The following is a 15,863-nucleotide window of genomic DNA, read 5'->3' on the forward strand; positions in this document are numbered from 1 at the left end:
CCGATTGCCCTTTTCCCGACGAACTACCCTATCGCCTCATTCAATATCCGCTTAGCCGATTCCAACGTTATCGCCTGACGCTCACCCATTTGCACCTGCCCATGATTTTCTAACTGAGCAAGAACATCGCGAACCGCCTGTTCTTTTGTACCTTGGTAATCTATCAACTGAGTATCAACACCCAGTACGTTGTAGAAATCTTCAATCGCATCGATGGTATTTTCTGCAAGTTCTGAAGACTCATCTAAACCAAATACGTTTGCACCCATCTGTTCAAGCTTGTCACGCTTAGTATCGATTTGATCTCGAAGTAGCGAAGGTTGGATTATCGCAAGAGAACGTGCATGGTCCACGCCATACAGCGCCGTCAGCTCATGCCCAATGCCATGCGTTGCCCAGTCATGAGGAACGCCACTTCCAATCAAGCCGTTAAGCGCTTGGTTTGCCGTCCACATCAAATTAGCACGCCATTCATCACTGTCGCGGCTTGCGTATCGCTCGCCTAGATCAAGCAAGTTGCGCAGCAGAGTCTCTGCATAGCCGTCTTGAACCATAGCTCCAACAGGGTAAGTTAAATACTGTTCACACACGTGAACCCAAGCATCCACAAGACCATTGAGCAACTGACGCTCTGGTAAGCTTTTCATCGTATCAGGGTCAAGTACGGCAAACTTTGGATGTACCGCTGGCGACAAGAAGGCCAGTTTGTCTTGCGTCGCTGCTTTAGTAATAACTGCGCCTGAATTTGACTCAGAACCAGTCGCTGGAAGAGTAAGCACAGCACCAATCGGCAGCGCATTAGTCACTCGATGTTTGCCAATCAAAATATCCCAGCCATCACCGTCATAACAGGCGGCACCAGCGACATACTTCGTACCATCGATGACTGAACCGCCACCGACAGCCAGTAAGAAGGTAACTTGCTCTTGTTTTGCCAGTGCAACCGCCTTATCCAGCGTTTCGACCGTTGGATTAGGTTCAATACCACTGAACTCTAGCCAATCACGTCCTTCGAGCGCTTTAGCTACCTGCTCGTAAACACCATTTTTCTTTATGGAGCCGCCTCCATACAACACCATAATTTTTCCATCTTTAGGCAGTGCTTGAGTTATTGCAGCGATCTGTCCTTGACCAAAGAAGAGTTGAGTCGGATTGGAATAGTTAAACTTCATGATATATCCCTAACAAGCGAATTGAGTGAGTGATGGTAACGCTTACAGAGACCTTGATACGTCTTAGCAATCACAGTTTTAACAAATGCAAGAGCCGAGACGGACGTCTCGGCTAAAGGATAGACAATATTAAGGGGTGAACAAATCCAATCTAGGGCGTGTTGACCTAGTTACTTGGCCACAATTCAGTGGTCACCGTGGTGCCTTCATCTCCTACAAACCACAGGTAGCGATCATTGATGTCTTGCAACGTCAGATTGTCCAAAACTGGTTGAGGATCATTCAAAGCTCCTGTTTCGTAGCCATAGTGCATCGAGCGAGCCAACCAAATAACTTGCTCCCACGGCGACTTTCTTGCCTCGGTTAGGTCTCTTAACACCTGCTTTTTCGCTTGGTCAAACTCTTGATAACTAAAGCCCTGCTTGGCTTTATCTTGAGTTGTTTTCAACACCTGTTTTGCTCTCGCTACGTCATCAATATCTAAGGTCAAGCTGATTGAAAGTGCAGCTAAATGGGTGCCATCTTCAATACCAAAACCTAACATTGGTGTGTAATCTAACCCAGCATCTTCTCGCAACGCTTGGCGATAGCGGCTTTCCAAGATGTGTTGCAACACGTTCACTTCTACCAACTGCTGAGCATTTCGTGGCTGCTGGTAAGTAAAGCTGTATTGGTACAGCTCGACATGGTCCTCTGAAGATGCCTCTGACTTTACATCTTTTATCGTTGGAGACAGACCAGCCACTTGTCCACTGTGGGACGTTTTAGGCAAGTACTCAATGGTTGCAATGTAATCGAGCAAATAAGGTTCAATTTCTGATGGAGACATATCCGCCACCAGCACCAAACCAAAATCATTTTGCTCTCTAAACATCCGCTGATACAAGTCAGTGACTTGCTCATAGGTCACCGCCTCTAACTGTTCAATACTCGCCCACTGGTAATAACTGTTCGGGGTATACATCGTTTGACGGCTTTGATCAAAAAACTGAGTACGAGGAGAGAGCAGTTCTCGCTTGGCATTATCTACCGCAAGTTCTTTTTCTAGGTCAAACTGCTTACGATCGACCTTCTGACCACTCGCCACGTTGTAAAGCGCCAAGAATGCTTCGCTTAACGAGCGATCGCTGGCCATCAGTTCCACACCGTGGATACCACTACCCAATATAGGCTGAATCGATATTTGCTTACCGGTTAAGAATCGATTGGCCGCAATGGCATCCAACTCACCTATCCCACTGCGTTGATACACACCAGAAATAAGTTGGCTGGCAGGGTTATCCTCGATGTTCATACCGACCAGCCCGCCTTTAGCGACATAACCACCGTATAAGCTATTTTCCGCCTGCTCAAACGGATAGAACCAAACCTTCACGCCATTATCTAGCAGCCAATAGTGAACACCAGATTTCAGAGTATTAGACTCGACAATGGCACCACTGCTTTGCGGGGATTTCAAGCCATCGACTTGTGCCGTCACTTCCACCTGAACACCTGCTGTTGCCAATGTCGCAGCAAACATTTGTTCTTGTTTCATTAGCCATTGACTATCGCCATCCACATATTTGGCATCTGGCGTTGCGAACACCATTTTATGTGGCTGCTGCGAAAGCCAAGCGGCAACCTGTTTGTTTACCTGCTTTAAGTCGGTGTGTTTGATGAAGTGACTAAGATTCTGGTGGTAGTCTTCTACCGACTGATAGGGATTGTCAGCCAACAAGCTATCCAGCCGGTAATTTGCAATCCAACTAGAGGTCACGTAAGTTTCATCTAAGTCTAAGCTATCACGGTTACTTTCTTGCTCGGCCATCACCAAATCAAATTCAGCTTGGCTAAAGCCAAAGTCTCGGATATTCGCAAGTTCTTTGGCTAAGAAGGTCTGCACACTTTCACGCTCAGCTTCGTTAAAATCCGCAAAAATCAAACCGTATTCTTGCTCATACACGCTAAACAGTTCAGCACCTAAATAATTGGCTTGAATATCTAGCTGATAGCTGCGTTCAGCAAGGCGTGTACTGATCAATTGATTAATCAGCTTATGGGTCAAATTCTGCTGCTGAGTCGACAGGTTAGCCGTGGTATAAGTGTCTAGGTGATGAAATAACCCGATGGACGATTGGTCCCCTTGAGGTGCTTTTAGTGCGACCGACTGAGTATCCCAAATCGCTGGAATCGGCGGCTCTTGAACTTCTGGAAGCTCTCGGCGTTGCCATGAGCCAAAATAGAGGTCAATTAACCCTGAGATGTTCTCGTCGATTTCTCCTACCACAATCAGTTCCGCATTATTTGCGGCGTACCAAGTTTGATAGAAGGCTTTTAGCTGTTTCTGATCCATTTTCTTGATGCTGTTGCGATCACCAAGAATTTTGTGGGTTAGATAAGGCGAATCACCCAAGGCTAAATCGAAAACCTGAGAATAAGCGTCTGGCTCATTGGTATCGTAGGCTCGGATTTCCCCTAGTACCACACCCTTTTCTTTTTCTATCTCTTCTTTAGTCAACAACAGGCCGTCACCGACATCACGCAGCCAAGTCATTGCAGTTTCGAGGCTTTCATTGGCTGGAATGGAGAGTGTATACACGGTCACTTCATGGTTGGTAAAGGCATTTAAATCCGCCCCAAAACTCATGCCTTGCTGCTCAAAGATAGAGACAACTTCATCGCCAGCAAAGTTGGTACTGCCATTGAATGCCATATGCTCTAAAAAGTGAGCGTACCCGTATTGCTCTGAGGTTTCATTAAGCGCACCAGCATGAACGATCAAGCGCAGCTCAACGTTCTGGCCTGATTTTTTGTATGTATGGTATTTAAGACCGTTGGCAAGCTCACCTTGTTGCCAACGAGTGTCAACGGAGAATTCTCCTTGATTAGAAGGCGTTGTCTGACAGCCAACTAAGATAAATGAAATCACGAAAAGCCACATCATAGTGGCTCGGGCAAACACTTTTTGCATATTCATCCTTTAATTTACACTGGTTTCTTCAGTCGCCTCTAACGGCTGCTGAAAAGCGATCGCTTGGTTTCTTCCCGCTCGCTTAGCTTGATACAAAGCCTGATCGGCTTGACGATAAAGTGACTCAAAACAAAGCTCATCAGGGCAGACCTCTACCACGACATAACCAATAGAAACGGTTAAGTAATTTGAGGCGTCACTGGTTGAGTGCGCAATTTTCTCCGCCTCTATTGCGGAGCATAACTGTTTGGCTAACTGGCGTGTTTTAGACACACAAGTGTGCGACAACACTAAAGCAAACTCTTCACCACCAATACGACAAAACATCTCATCATCAGAGCTACAGAACTTGTCTAACATATCACCAATACGCATTAATACGATATCACCTTCTAAATGCCCATAGTGATTGTTAAATAAACCAAAATGATCGATATCGAGCAAAATCAGGCCAAAGCCTGTGACTTGCTTGGGCAGTTGTTTAAGAAGTTCTATACGCTGATCCAACTGACGGCGATTACCTAATCGAGTCAATGGGTCCGTGACTGAGAGCAACTCTAACTTACGGTTGGCTAGCTGCAACTCAGCAGTACGATTTTTCACTTGGATTTCGAGCGTTTCATTGAGATTTCTTAGCCCTTCTTGCGCCATGGTTCTTTGCAAAACCTCAGCTAAGTTGGAAGCAAACATCAGAATCAACTCTTGTAGCAATGATGTCATCGGCCGACGAGACAACAGGTTATCTGCTGCCAAGAATGCTATTGCGCCTTCGTTGCTCTTGAGCATAATCATGCCAGACCAGCCAAATCCGACGATGCGCTGGTCATGATAAATAGGCACCGACTCTTCAAAAGAGAGCTCGTTAGGGTGTGCGATAGCATTAGCGACTAAAGGTGTATCATCGTCGACACTGGCACGGAAGTAACTTTCATCGACTACGTTACCTTGGATATCTGTCCCCCATGTACCTCGCCAATGAGACAGTTCAGAATCGGTAAGAAAAACGGCCAAACGGTCAACACCGAGGTTATTGATGGCGAAATTAACGGCGGAACGACAGACATCATGCACTGTACTGCAACGCGACAGTTCCATCATGCTAGAGTGAAGCAATCGCATGTTTTGCTCTTGGCGTTTACGAATATAGATTTGAGACAATAGAGATGAAAAGGATTTAAGAATTTCACATTCATAATCGGTAATCGGTCGGCGATTGATAAAGTTATCAAACGCCACCCAACCGATAGGCTCTTTCTCGTCACGCAGAATCAACATGCCATTCCACCCCTGCCCAACGACACTTCCCGCTGTATACAGTGGAGCATCTTCGATGATCACCAAGCTTTTATCTTGATCATACAAGGCGTCGATATATCGACTTTCGAGTTGGTGGATGTCATAGACGGTGTGATGCTCAGCAATGGTATTACCATCCTCATCAGTGCCGTAAGTCCCCGTAAAGCAGCGTTTTTTGAAATCAAGCAACATAAATACACTGCGATCGAAACCGAGCTTATCTCGCATCACCTCGACAATTTTTAAGTAAAGTTCATCTAAGGAAGGTGGGTTGGAAAGCTCAACTGCGACTTGTTGAATCAGCTTGAGTTTATCGATGAAGGTCTCTCGCTGGCGAATTTGGTCGAGATACTTAGCTTCCCGCACATCTCGATTTTTAAATTCAATCGCAGCATTACGCTCAGCGCGCAAACACTGCCAACGTGAAGCAACAAAGTGCATCACATCCAACTCTTGATGGTATAACCACTCTTGCCCAAGTGTCGGATCAACGCATTCCAAAAACAGGTAGGTACGAAAACTCGGGTGATTATCAAACATCATGATGTAAGACTCTCCACCTAAAGTGGTGCGATAGTCCCAAGAACAGGTATTGATCTCTAATGGAAGCAAGTTGTCAGCGGTATCAAACTGCGAGGCCCAGGTCCAAAAGGATGCTGGAAATAAGCTCGTAGAAGTCGGGGTACCATAACAATACTGTGGTTTCGCATCAGGCACTTCTCTGGGGTCAGCGATGAAGTATGCGGCTTTGGGGTTGAGTTTAACTTTTAAGTAATCAAACACCGTCTCTGCTATGACTTTAACATCGCGTGCAGAAGAAACTTTCGCCAAAAGTTGCTGCTTATCCACCTAACCAGACTCCTCGTAGTATCGAGCGCATTTTTGGCTCAAGATCTCTTTTTTTACTACGGTAAGACTTGCAGATCTTCTATGCAACAAAGTGGACAATCGAGTGATAAGTGAGCCGCAAAATTTGTCAATATGGCCCAAATTACTAGGGACACTGCACTTTTTTAGAACACTATGCTAATTAGCTAGGCTTGTGTGGTGTCACTAAGCTCGGCTTCAAAGTGAGCAAAGCGTGCTCGGTACATAATCCGCAATAACAGTAAACCAAACATCACCGACGTCATTGCGATAAAGAACCACCCCAATGCATGCTGGTCAGTCACAAGTGTCGCCAACCATCCGCCTCCAAAACCCGTTAGGAACATTTGAATAGCACCCGATAACGCGGTGACCGTGCCTGCTCGCTTTTTATGTGGCCCCAATAGGAGACTTGTAGCAACAGGAAAGATAAAGCCTTGCGCCATAGCCAACAAACCAACTGCGCCTATCAAATTGGTGATATTAAACTCACCTAACGCAAGCCACGTACCTGAAACCATCGACATGCACAATGCGCCAGCCAAAATCTGGTAAGCGTGTAGATACTTACTTACTACGTTTTGCATCAAGCTGCCCAGCATCAAGCCAAGAGAGGGCAAAATCATAATCACACCGTAATCAGCAGCGCTCATGCCAAGTTCTTGTTGCAGTAGATAAGGCAGTATTGATAGCGCTAACATGATCATCAAGAAATTGATCCATCCATAAGCCGCACTGGTCACAACTTGTGGGTTGGCAATCAAACTCGAATAGTCTTTCACCACCGCTCGAACATCAAGCCAACGTCGCTGATACGGCAGGGTTTCAGGCAGAATCAATAGCCCTACTAGATAAATTGCTGCAATGTATACGAGCACGAATACAAAAACTGAATGCCAACCAAATTGCCATGTCAGCCACCCGCCTAACACAGGTGCAACCATCGGCATGATCGAGGCCATAATAGCGACGTAGGAGAGCGCCTTGGCTAAATTCTTGCCACCATAAGAATCACGAATGATGCTGTTGCTAATGACGGATGCACTTCCCGCCCCTAACCCTTGCAAAACACGGCCCAATACGATCATGGTAAAGCTGTGATCGAAAGCAACACATACCAATGTACCGATAAGATATATGCCTTGGCCTGCGATAAATACCGGGCGTCGACCAATGGCATCTGCCAACGGACCATAGATAAGCTGAGAGAATCCAAGACTAACTAGATAACCAGTCACTACCCACTGAGCCGTCGCAAAGTCGATACCAAGCGCTTCACTCATTAATGGCAGTGATGGTAAGTAAATGCTCACACCTACCTGACCCGTTGCGACAACGAGCATAGCTAGCATGACTGGGAGTTTATTAAAGCGTTCTTTATTCATGCAAGCAGTATAATTTAAGTCTTAGTGATTGATAATCTACTACATAGGAAATACATTAATTCCTTATAGGAACTAATAAAGACGAGATTATATGGACTTTATCGACAGTGTAAGAAGTTATATCCGAGTTGTAGAAGAAGGAAGTTTTGCTAGTGCAGCTAGGCGTCTTAACACCACCAGTTCTGCCATCAGCAAAAGGGTTCACTGGTTAGAAGAGCGCATCGGCACTCAATTGCTCAAACGAACCACCCGTTCCATTACTTTGACTGAGGCAGGCGCACTGTTTTACGAACGCTCCAAAGTACAGATGCAACAGTGGCAGTCTGTACTCGATGAAACTCGCTCAGTCAATCAAACCCCAGCAGGCATCTTACGGATCGGGGCAACGTTAGCCGTAGGCTCGAAGTTTTTGGTTCGCTACATGAACGATTTTTTGCAGCTTTACCCAGATATTAAGGTGCAAATAATTACCACGGTAGCAGGTCAACTACCCGAACAAAACATGGATGTATTGATCAGCCGAGAGTTGGAGCAAATGAACTCGCTCAGTTACAAAGCGACATCACTGTTTACTCATCGTGCCCATTTTTTTGCATCACCAGACTACTTAGCACGAGAAGGCGCACCAAGGGGTATAGAGGACTTAAAACGACACAATGTTTTGATCTGGGGGGAAGAACTTGAAAGAGATATAGTGCTCGATGATGGCAGACGCATCACCGTTGGTGGAAACTTTGTGACAACTAACCCTGAAGCACTGTTTTACGGTGCGAAGGCAGGAATGGGTGTATTAGTCACAGATACGATGATGATCAGAGACATGCTCGACAATGGTGACCTAGTGCAGATTTTGCCACAACACTCCACTGAACCTATCCCAGTCATCGCCTACTACCCAAAACTGGACTACGAACACACTCGTACCCACCTATTTTTGGACTACATCAAGCTCAGGATGAGTCAGGAAAGCCGACCATAATGGTCGGCCCAACAGACACTTACTCAACGGTAGATATCAAGCAGTTGTCTTGCCCGTGTACATTTGGAACATAACGATCAGCTTGCGCATCGTTAACCCACTCTTGGTCATCGACAAGGTAGCGGAATTCAAACTCTTGGCCCTTTGGCAGGCGAGTTTTGTATTTAAACACCTTGTCTTTTTTATTGATCTTCATCGGTTGCGCTTCCCAGTCTAGAAAATCTGCTACCAATGATACTGACTTCGCTTGATCTGCATCCAGCGAAAAAGTCACCTCTACTTCATCCTTTGTTTTGAAAAAACGTTTATTAATCACAGCCAACTCCACTTTGGTAAGTACTCATAACGGTTCTTTTTTTAACTCAACTATTTGCATAACGCAAGTTTAAGCGATCCAACTCGCATTTTGTTCACCTCAAATCCTAGCCTAAATCAATATTGTTACAAATATGACCAGCTTGGCGATGATTACATCAATAAAAGTTTCTGATTCTATTCACGTTTACCTTGCACTAAATTGGGTCAAAAAGAGCAAATTAATAAGATATAAGAACAAAAATGCAACAATCATTCCATTTCACTAAACTGCAATAGTTCTTGAACATTAAAATTTTCATTAAAGTTAGATGATAAACACTACCTATTTTTAAGTGAAGACACTACACCTTACCTTTTATGTTGAAATTTTATGTCCATTTATGGACGCAAGTTAAGTATTGATAATCTATAGAAATAATTACCCTCTCAGTTTGATTATTGAGCTTAACCTTGCAAGAACTGGATATTATTCATCGTCAAACAACCTAGGTTAAGTCTTGGATATACTTCAAAAAACCCTTAAAACTACTTCCACTTCGAACTATGTCATGTATATTATGACTGCATAATCTTTGTGAATATCTGAGGGAACTATCGTGGCAGACAACGAAAATCTAAAGCCATATCAAACAACTGCCGGTGTTAGCTGGATCGCTACACGCCAAATGCAAAACCGTATTCAGTTGGAAATCCAAAAACGCCATAAAGAGATCAATGTAGAGCAGCTACTTGTTCTTATGGAACTTGATTATGAAGATGGTCTACGACCAAGTGTGCTTGCAGAGCGTCTTCAACGCAGTAAAGGCACCATGACGAGCCTTATCCGTCACGCTGAAAAGAACGAGTACATCGCGTCTACTCCAGATCCAACGCATAAAAATGCTAAGAAGATCTTCCTTACGCTTAAGGGTAAGAAGATTCATGATGAGCTTTCTCAAATCCTAAACCAAGAGCTAGAGAACGCAGTATCTCATATCAGCAAAGAACACCAAGCCATCATTAAAGAAGCAATGGTTGGCATGGTGATGCACTACAACCCGACATTCTACGATTACTAATCGCATTCGGGTAAGCCTGTAACTTGGCAATAAAGCTATCCTGCCAAGGCTAAAAACTGAGACAATTTTGGAAGCCACCTCATCGAGGTGGCTTTTTTTAATGACCAAACAAATACCACGACCAACCACATTCATGACACCAATAAAAGTTTGACATAATACAATGGTGAACTTATACTGCGCTCAGCTCTTAACCACTTAATAGAATGATGGCGAATTATGATCCAAAGTATAAAACCTCTAGTATCTGCGACTCTCGCATCCCTATTTTTAGCCGTATCGCCTATGGCGTTGGCGATGGATATTGAAGAAGGTATGGATTACCAAGTTATCGACAGTCAGGTCTCTGAAGATCAAGACGTTCGAGTCTATTTTAGTTTCCGTTGTGGTCATTGTGCGACTTTGGATAGCACCTATGCAGAGGTATCTCAGCAGCTACCTGAGGGCGTATGTCTAAAGAAAGTTCCTGTTTTTAACCCAAATGACAAGCTAGACCTGCTTTATGCTAAGACACTGGCCGTAGCCGAACAAAATGGAAAAGCGCTTGATTTTACTCATGAAATGTTTACTGCATTAAGAAGTGGTGATGCACCTATGTGCATGAATACTATGACTGAGTTTGCCGCAGACAAGTTAGACATCGAGCCGCTAGTTTTTCAGCGTAACTTTTTCTCTACTCAAACCAAAACCATGGTCGACGAATACCTAGCTGACTCGACAGCGATGAACATTAATGCAGTGCCGGTAGTGATTGTCGGCAATAAATACCAAGTCGTGCCAAAACGTGTGACCTCATTCGATGAGTACAAGCAATTAGTTAAAGAAGTGGTAAGCAAACACCGTACTTCTGACGTTTAACCTTGCTGATAATGTTGTAAAAACATGATGCCTCTCAATTTTTGGGAGGTTTTTTTTAAATTCACACTCAAAAGGTTTGACGGCGTATCATTTGCAAAAGTATATTGCCCGCATTAAACATACTCATACATACTGAGAGAAAAACCATGAATAAATTTGTATTGGGCCTAGCCGTTGCTGCAGCACTACCGACTTTTGCTATGGCTGAAACGACTGAACCAGATCCAGCAGACCTAACAGCAACCAACACTTTCGCTTGGGCGCAAGCTGGCAACAAAGATTACACTCTAACTGGTGGTATTGCAGGTAGCGTGACTCCAACTTTCTCTTACCTTGGTCTTCTAGAGCACACTCGCTCTTACGAGCAACGTGACGGCCACAAAGACAAAAGCAACAGCACTCGTGCGCGCCTATTTGGTACACAAGACGTGGAGTGGAATGTAATTTCTAAAGTTGGTGCTTCTCTTGACTACATCTACAATCACACCTCTAAAACTGAACTAATTGCTGTTGGTGCGATTGCTAAAGTTGAGACGGGTCTTGATTGGCTAGCAATTTTCCCTAACCTAGCGCACGTTACCGCAAAAGGTGATGGTTACTCTGAAACGGGTTACCAAGCAAACATGTTTGCATCTATCTACCTAGATGACGCTGGCAAGTACCTAATGCTTCAACCTCAGTACACTAACGTAGCAGACAAGATGACCATCAAGAAGTTTGAAGTTTCTTACGGTCAACCTCTATCAGCTGACGGCCTATGGTGGGGTGACATCAAAGCGGGTTACGAGAATGAACACGTAATGGGCGTTCGTACTAAAGAAGAAGGCACTCTTAAAGCAGGTGTGTCTTACTACTTCTAAGAGCCTGTTCGCTTAAGAGTATAAAAAAGAGGGCGACCATCGGTCGCCCTCTTTGTGTTTTTATGTCAGCAATTATTTCGCCGCACGACGCGCTGTTACTGCATCAGCTAGTTGACGAAGAGTCGTCTCAGTATCTTCAAAGTTGATACATGCATCTGTGATTGACTGACCGTAAGTCGCCGCCTTGCCATCAACCAGATCTTGACGACCTTCAACCAGATGCGACTCGATCATGACACCAAAGATAGCATCTTCACCGCCTGCAATTTGTGCTGAAACATCTTCTGAAACGACCATTTGACGCTTGAACTGTTTCGAGCTGTTTGCGTGGCTGAAATCAATCATCACTTTCTGTGGCAAACCAGAGGCTGCTAACTCATCCTTGATACGAGCTACGTGTTCTGCACTGTAGTTTGGCTCTTTACCACCACGTAGAATGATATGACAATCTGGGTTACCCGCTGTCTCAACGATAGCTGAATGACCATACTTAGTTACCGAAAGGAAGTGGTGCGATGAGCTTGCACTGCGGATTGCATCGGTTGCAATCTTGATATTGCCATCAGTACCGTTCTTGAAGCCTACAGGGCAAGAAATACCTGACGCCAGCTCACGGTGTACCTGAGATTCTGTGGTACGTGCGCCGATAGCACCCCAACTGATCAAATCTGCAACGTACTGAGGTGTGATCATATCAAGGAACTCACTCGCCGTTGGCAGACCAAGATCGGTAAGGTCTAACAAAAGCTTACGACCAATACGTAGACCATCATTAAGTTTAAAAGTGTCGTTTAGGTAAGGGTCGTTGATTAAACCTTTCCAACCCACTGTGGTACGTGGCTTTTCAAAGTAAACACGCATAACGATTTCAAGGCGGTCACCTAGTTCATCACGCAACACTTTAAGCTTCTTACCGTACTCTAACGCCGCTTCAGAATCATGGATAGAACATGGGCCAACGATAACCAATAAGCGGTCATCTTTGTCTTCTAGAATGTTGTGGATCGCTTGGCGAGCTTCAAATGTGGTAGACGACGCAACTTCGGTGGTTGGGAACTTTTCCAACACCGCAACTGGTGGCAACAACTCTTTTACTTTATTAATACGAACGTCATCAGTTTGGTACATAGCTACTTCTTCCTGTTTATTCCTTTAAAGCGCCGATAGTGATTTATTAGTGTTTCGGCGCATAGCATTCCCTTAACGTAACTGCTAAAAATCATAACTTCAATCACTAATTTTACTGAAATTCACTTTTTTCTCACTCAACATCATATTGAATGGCGCAGTCCGACCAGTTAAACCCATCATTTGAATTTATCGAAGGTAAGAAAATTGGCTAGTAAATAGGTAATGAAGGTGAAAAACCTTGCTGTGGAGGGCAAAGTTAAAGTTAGGGACAGGAGAAGAATTTTATAAATAGAACAATATCGAATTAAAACTGCAAGCGCATATCGACCCGATGAAAGGTGATCCCCCCACGTACATAAGGATCATCTTCTAGCTTAAAATCGTGCTGGAGGTAGAAAGGTAAAGTGCTCTGCCGACAAATGCACCAACGATGGGTAATCTTATGGCTGTCTAGATATTCCATTGCGTGTTGCATCAATGCAGAGCCATGACCTTGATGGCGATGAGGAGCTAAAGTCGCAAACTTTCTTAAGCGGGCAATACTGTCCTCTTCATCCATGAACACGGACATTACGGACACTAACTCTCCATCAACTTTTGCACCAAAATGAGTGGCTGACTCGTCTCCCACAACATAGCAAAAATCTTCTGGCATTCCCGGCCATAACACCTCATGGCGTACTGGAAGAGTCTGCTTCCAATCAAGCTCTACAATTTCCATTCGATACCCCCGCAAGAAAGCTCTCTATTAAATATAGCAGCGCCACATTGAGAAATTGTGTCTCTGTCTCGATTAAAAACAAAAACCGCCCGATTTAAGGGCGGCTTGATGACTGATGAGTTTCAAAAGGCGGTCTAATTAGGCAAGCATCCACAAGGCCAGCAAGATAAACACCGCCCCCATGAATTTGTGCTGATAAGTACGAAAACGCTCACTGGCGAGAAGTTTCTTGCCTACCGAGCCAACCAGCCCGACCAACAATAAGTTAAAAGATAGGCCGAGCACATTAAGCAGCAGCCCCAACGCTAGCATTTGCTCTCCGGAGCTTGCTTCAATGTTGGCGGACACAAACTGCGGCAAAAACATCACAAAGAAAACCAGGGCTTTGGGATTAAGCAGATTGCTCACTAAAGCACGCTGATAAAACGTGGTCGCCATCTGTTTGTCACTCCCCAACGTCGGCAAGTGAGAGCTGGTAGTACGCAGGCAATCCCAACCCATTTTGAGTAGGTAAGCGCCACCAAGTAAGTGAAGGGCTTTAAGGGCAATAGGGCTCATCGCAATCAATGCTGAAACACCAAGAGCTGCCAATAGCGTTAAAATGATCCCAGATGTTGCATTACCTAAACTGGCAAAAACCCCTACCTTGCGTCCATAGCTGATACTTGATGACGCTATAAGAAGCATATCTGGGCCAGGTAACAAGAGCAGTGCGACAACTGCAGTGAGGTAAACAGGTAGAATGGATAGATCAATCATGGAAAAGTCGTTGCAACGAAACAGGGTGCGGAATGTTAATTCACCTCACACCCATCAACAAGACTTTTATTCTATAAATCTATATTTATATAGCCATATTGACCAACATATAAACCATCCATAGAGTAATGATCAATATAGCTACAATGCGGACACTTAATTGTTCGAAGATTGGATCATTTCATCAAAGCTAACTGGCTCAGAACTATGTATGAAGATCGTTGATACTGTGTCCGCAGAGCTTCTCACTGACTCCTCTTTAAACACTTGCTGCGAAGAAATCTGGTTTTCGCCAACAACACGGCAGTATTCGTCAGCATTGGTATCTGAACCACACTCAGGTGTAGCGATCATATTTGCTGACACTGGCAGCGACAAAACTAGTGAACAAGCAAAGCCAAATACGATGGATTTTTTCATTTTAATTTCCTCTTCTGGATGACCATTTCATGCTACTCATCCCACCCACTCTCTACGAGGAAATGCAGAATTTCCAAATTGGAACTGAACTTTACCAAGCTTTCCAAATCTCAAACTTGGGACACTAAACCTTTCATCTGGGACCACCCTATGGACCTTAAAAGCATTCAAACCTTGGTCAAGCTCTACGACTTAGGTAGCGTAAAAGACGTTGCACAGTCTGAAGGCAAGACCTCCAGTTCTGTCAGTAAAACCATCACCAAGCTTAAACAGCAGCTCAACGACCCGCTGTTTGTACTCAATCAGCAAAGATTTGAGCCAACCAACTTCCTACAACAAAACATCAGCCATTTTCGAGACATACTCGCAAGCTTCGACAAAGTTGGTGAGCAATCCTTTGAACCTTCGGAGTGTTTTGGCCCCATTGTTATCTACGCACAGTCTCATTTTTATGAGGTGTATGGTGATGAACTCTATCAAGCACTGCATGCCCAAGCGCCAAATGCGACAATTCGGTTCAATAGCTGGAGCAACGCAAGCCGCAATAAGCTGCAAGAAGGGGAAGGTGACATCGCTATTCATGTGCAAGAAGATGAGCTACCGCAGGCCATTCAACAGACCACTGTAGCCAAAAGAGAGCTGGGCTTTCTGGTTCGCCAAGATCATCCGGCGCAAGATATCAAAGACTTGGTCAACTACCCTGTCATGGTACTGCACACTCCAGGTTGGAACGACAAGCGCTATCACATGTTGGAGAGGCTGCAATCTATTGGCCTTGATTACCACATCAACCTAGTGATTGAACAACACTCGTTGAGAAACAAGATTCTTTTAAACGGTGATCACTGTTCAATGGCACCATCTAATCATGTCCCTGAAGGACTAAAAATGATTCCAATCCCGAACAACCTCGCATTGGAGCTCAATTTTGTCGTCAGTTATCGACGAAGCCAGCGAGACAACCCTAAGATCATTTGGCTTAAAAAGGTGGCAAAGTCCATATTGGAAAAGCGCCATTGAAAGAATCCTCATATAAATTCTGTCTACTCTAATGCGTAACGATCATCAGTGATCACCTTTAGAGCG

The 15,863-nt window shown here is 44.5% G+C and carries 14 protein-coding genes; 5 read left to right on the top strand and 9 right to left on the bottom strand.

Annotation, left to right across the window (positions count from 1 at the left end; translation table 11 throughout):
• Window positions 1-23: 23 nt before the first annotated feature.
• The 4 genes from J4N39_RS21260 to J4N39_RS21275 all read right to left on the bottom strand — a co-directional run bounded on the left by J4N39_RS21260 (window position 24) and on the right by J4N39_RS21275 (window position 7,673).
• Window positions 24-1,172 carry an iron-containing alcohol dehydrogenase gene (locus J4N39_RS21260; RefSeq protein ID WP_252024704.1) on the bottom strand — a complete coding sequence of 383 codons (1,149 nt, stop codon included), beginning with the start codon at window positions 1,170-1,172 and terminating at the stop codon, window positions 24-26.
• A gap of 166 nt (window positions 1,173-1,338) precedes the next feature.
• Window positions 1,339-4,125: a M16 family metallopeptidase gene (locus J4N39_RS21265; RefSeq protein ID WP_252024706.1), complete on the bottom strand. Its 2,787-nt coding sequence runs from the start codon at window positions 4,123-4,125 to the stop codon at window positions 1,339-1,341.
• A gap of 9 nt (window positions 4,126-4,134) precedes the next feature.
• On the bottom strand, window positions 4,135-6,270 hold the full coding sequence (locus J4N39_RS21270; RefSeq protein WP_252024708.1) for a sensor domain-containing diguanylate cyclase: 2,136 nt from the start codon (window positions 6,268-6,270) through the stop codon (window positions 4,135-4,137).
• 185 nt (window positions 6,271-6,455) lie between these two features.
• A complete protein-coding gene (locus J4N39_RS21275) occupies window positions 6,456-7,673 on the bottom strand; it encodes a multidrug effflux MFS transporter (protein ID WP_252024710.1) in 1,218 nt (405 codons plus the stop codon).
• 91 nt (window positions 7,674-7,764) lie between these two features.
• On the opposite strand from J4N39_RS21275, the gene J4N39_RS21280 reads away from it, so the two are divergent.
• Window positions 7,765-8,652 carry a LysR family transcriptional regulator gene (locus J4N39_RS21280; RefSeq protein ID WP_252024712.1) on the top strand — a complete coding sequence of 296 codons (888 nt, stop codon included), beginning with the start codon at window positions 7,765-7,767 and terminating at the stop codon, window positions 8,650-8,652.
• Between the two features lie 19 nt (window positions 8,653-8,671).
• Here the strand turns inward: J4N39_RS21280 and J4N39_RS21285 are convergent, their stop codons facing one another.
• Entirely contained in the window at window positions 8,672-8,968 is a 297-nt protein-coding gene (locus tag J4N39_RS21285) for an isoamylase early set domain-containing protein (RefSeq protein WP_252024714.1), read from the bottom strand.
• Window positions 8,969-9,566: 598 nt separating this feature from the next.
• On the opposite strand from J4N39_RS21285, the gene J4N39_RS21290 reads away from it, so the two are divergent.
• From J4N39_RS21290 to J4N39_RS21300, 3 genes are all read left to right on the top strand, one after another.
• A complete protein-coding gene (locus tag J4N39_RS21290) occupies window positions 9,567-10,028 on the top strand; it encodes a MarR family winged helix-turn-helix transcriptional regulator (protein WP_252024716.1) in 462 nt (153 codons plus the stop codon).
• Between the two features lie 219 nt (window positions 10,029-10,247).
• Entirely contained in the window at window positions 10,248-10,886 is a 639-nt protein-coding gene (locus J4N39_RS21295) for a thioredoxin domain-containing protein (RefSeq protein WP_252024718.1), read from the top strand.
• Between the two features lie 146 nt (window positions 10,887-11,032).
• Window positions 11,033-11,746: a hypothetical protein gene (locus J4N39_RS21300; RefSeq protein ID WP_252024719.1), complete on the top strand. Its 714-nt coding sequence runs from the start codon at window positions 11,033-11,035 to the stop codon at window positions 11,744-11,746.
• A gap of 72 nt (window positions 11,747-11,818) precedes the next feature.
• Here the strand turns inward: J4N39_RS21300 and aroG are convergent, their stop codons facing one another.
• The 4 genes from aroG to J4N39_RS21320 form a co-directional block, all read right to left on the bottom strand.
• Complete coding sequence (aroG, locus tag J4N39_RS21305) at window positions 11,819-12,874, bottom strand: 3-deoxy-7-phosphoheptulonate synthase AroG (protein WP_252024721.1); 1,056 nt, start codon at window positions 12,872-12,874, stop codon at window positions 11,819-11,821.
• A gap of 307 nt (window positions 12,875-13,181) precedes the next feature.
• A complete protein-coding gene (locus tag J4N39_RS21310) occupies window positions 13,182-13,598 on the bottom strand; it encodes a GNAT family N-acetyltransferase (protein WP_252024723.1) in 417 nt (138 codons plus the stop codon).
• 138 nt (window positions 13,599-13,736) lie between these two features.
• Entirely contained in the window at window positions 13,737-14,357 is a 621-nt protein-coding gene (locus J4N39_RS21315; protein WP_252024725.1) for a LysE family translocator, read from the bottom strand.
• A 156-nt stretch (window positions 14,358-14,513) separates the two neighbouring features.
• On the bottom strand, window positions 14,514-14,777 hold the full coding sequence (locus J4N39_RS21320) for a hypothetical protein (RefSeq protein ID WP_252024727.1): 264 nt from the start codon (window positions 14,775-14,777) through the stop codon (window positions 14,514-14,516).
• Between the two features lie 150 nt (window positions 14,778-14,927).
• Here J4N39_RS21320 and J4N39_RS21325 point away from each other — a divergent pair, with 150 nt between their 5' ends.
• Window positions 14,928-15,797 (top strand): LysR substrate-binding domain-containing protein, encoded by an 870-nt coding sequence (locus J4N39_RS21325; protein WP_252024729.1) that lies wholly within the window; start codon window positions 14,928-14,930, stop codon window positions 15,795-15,797.
• The last annotated feature ends 66 nt before the right edge of the window (window positions 15,798-15,863 follow it).

The organism is Vibrio sp. SCSIO 43136, from assembly GCF_023716565.1.
In the GTDB taxonomy this organism is placed as follows: domain Bacteria; phylum Pseudomonadota; class Gammaproteobacteria; order Enterobacterales; family Vibrionaceae; genus Vibrio.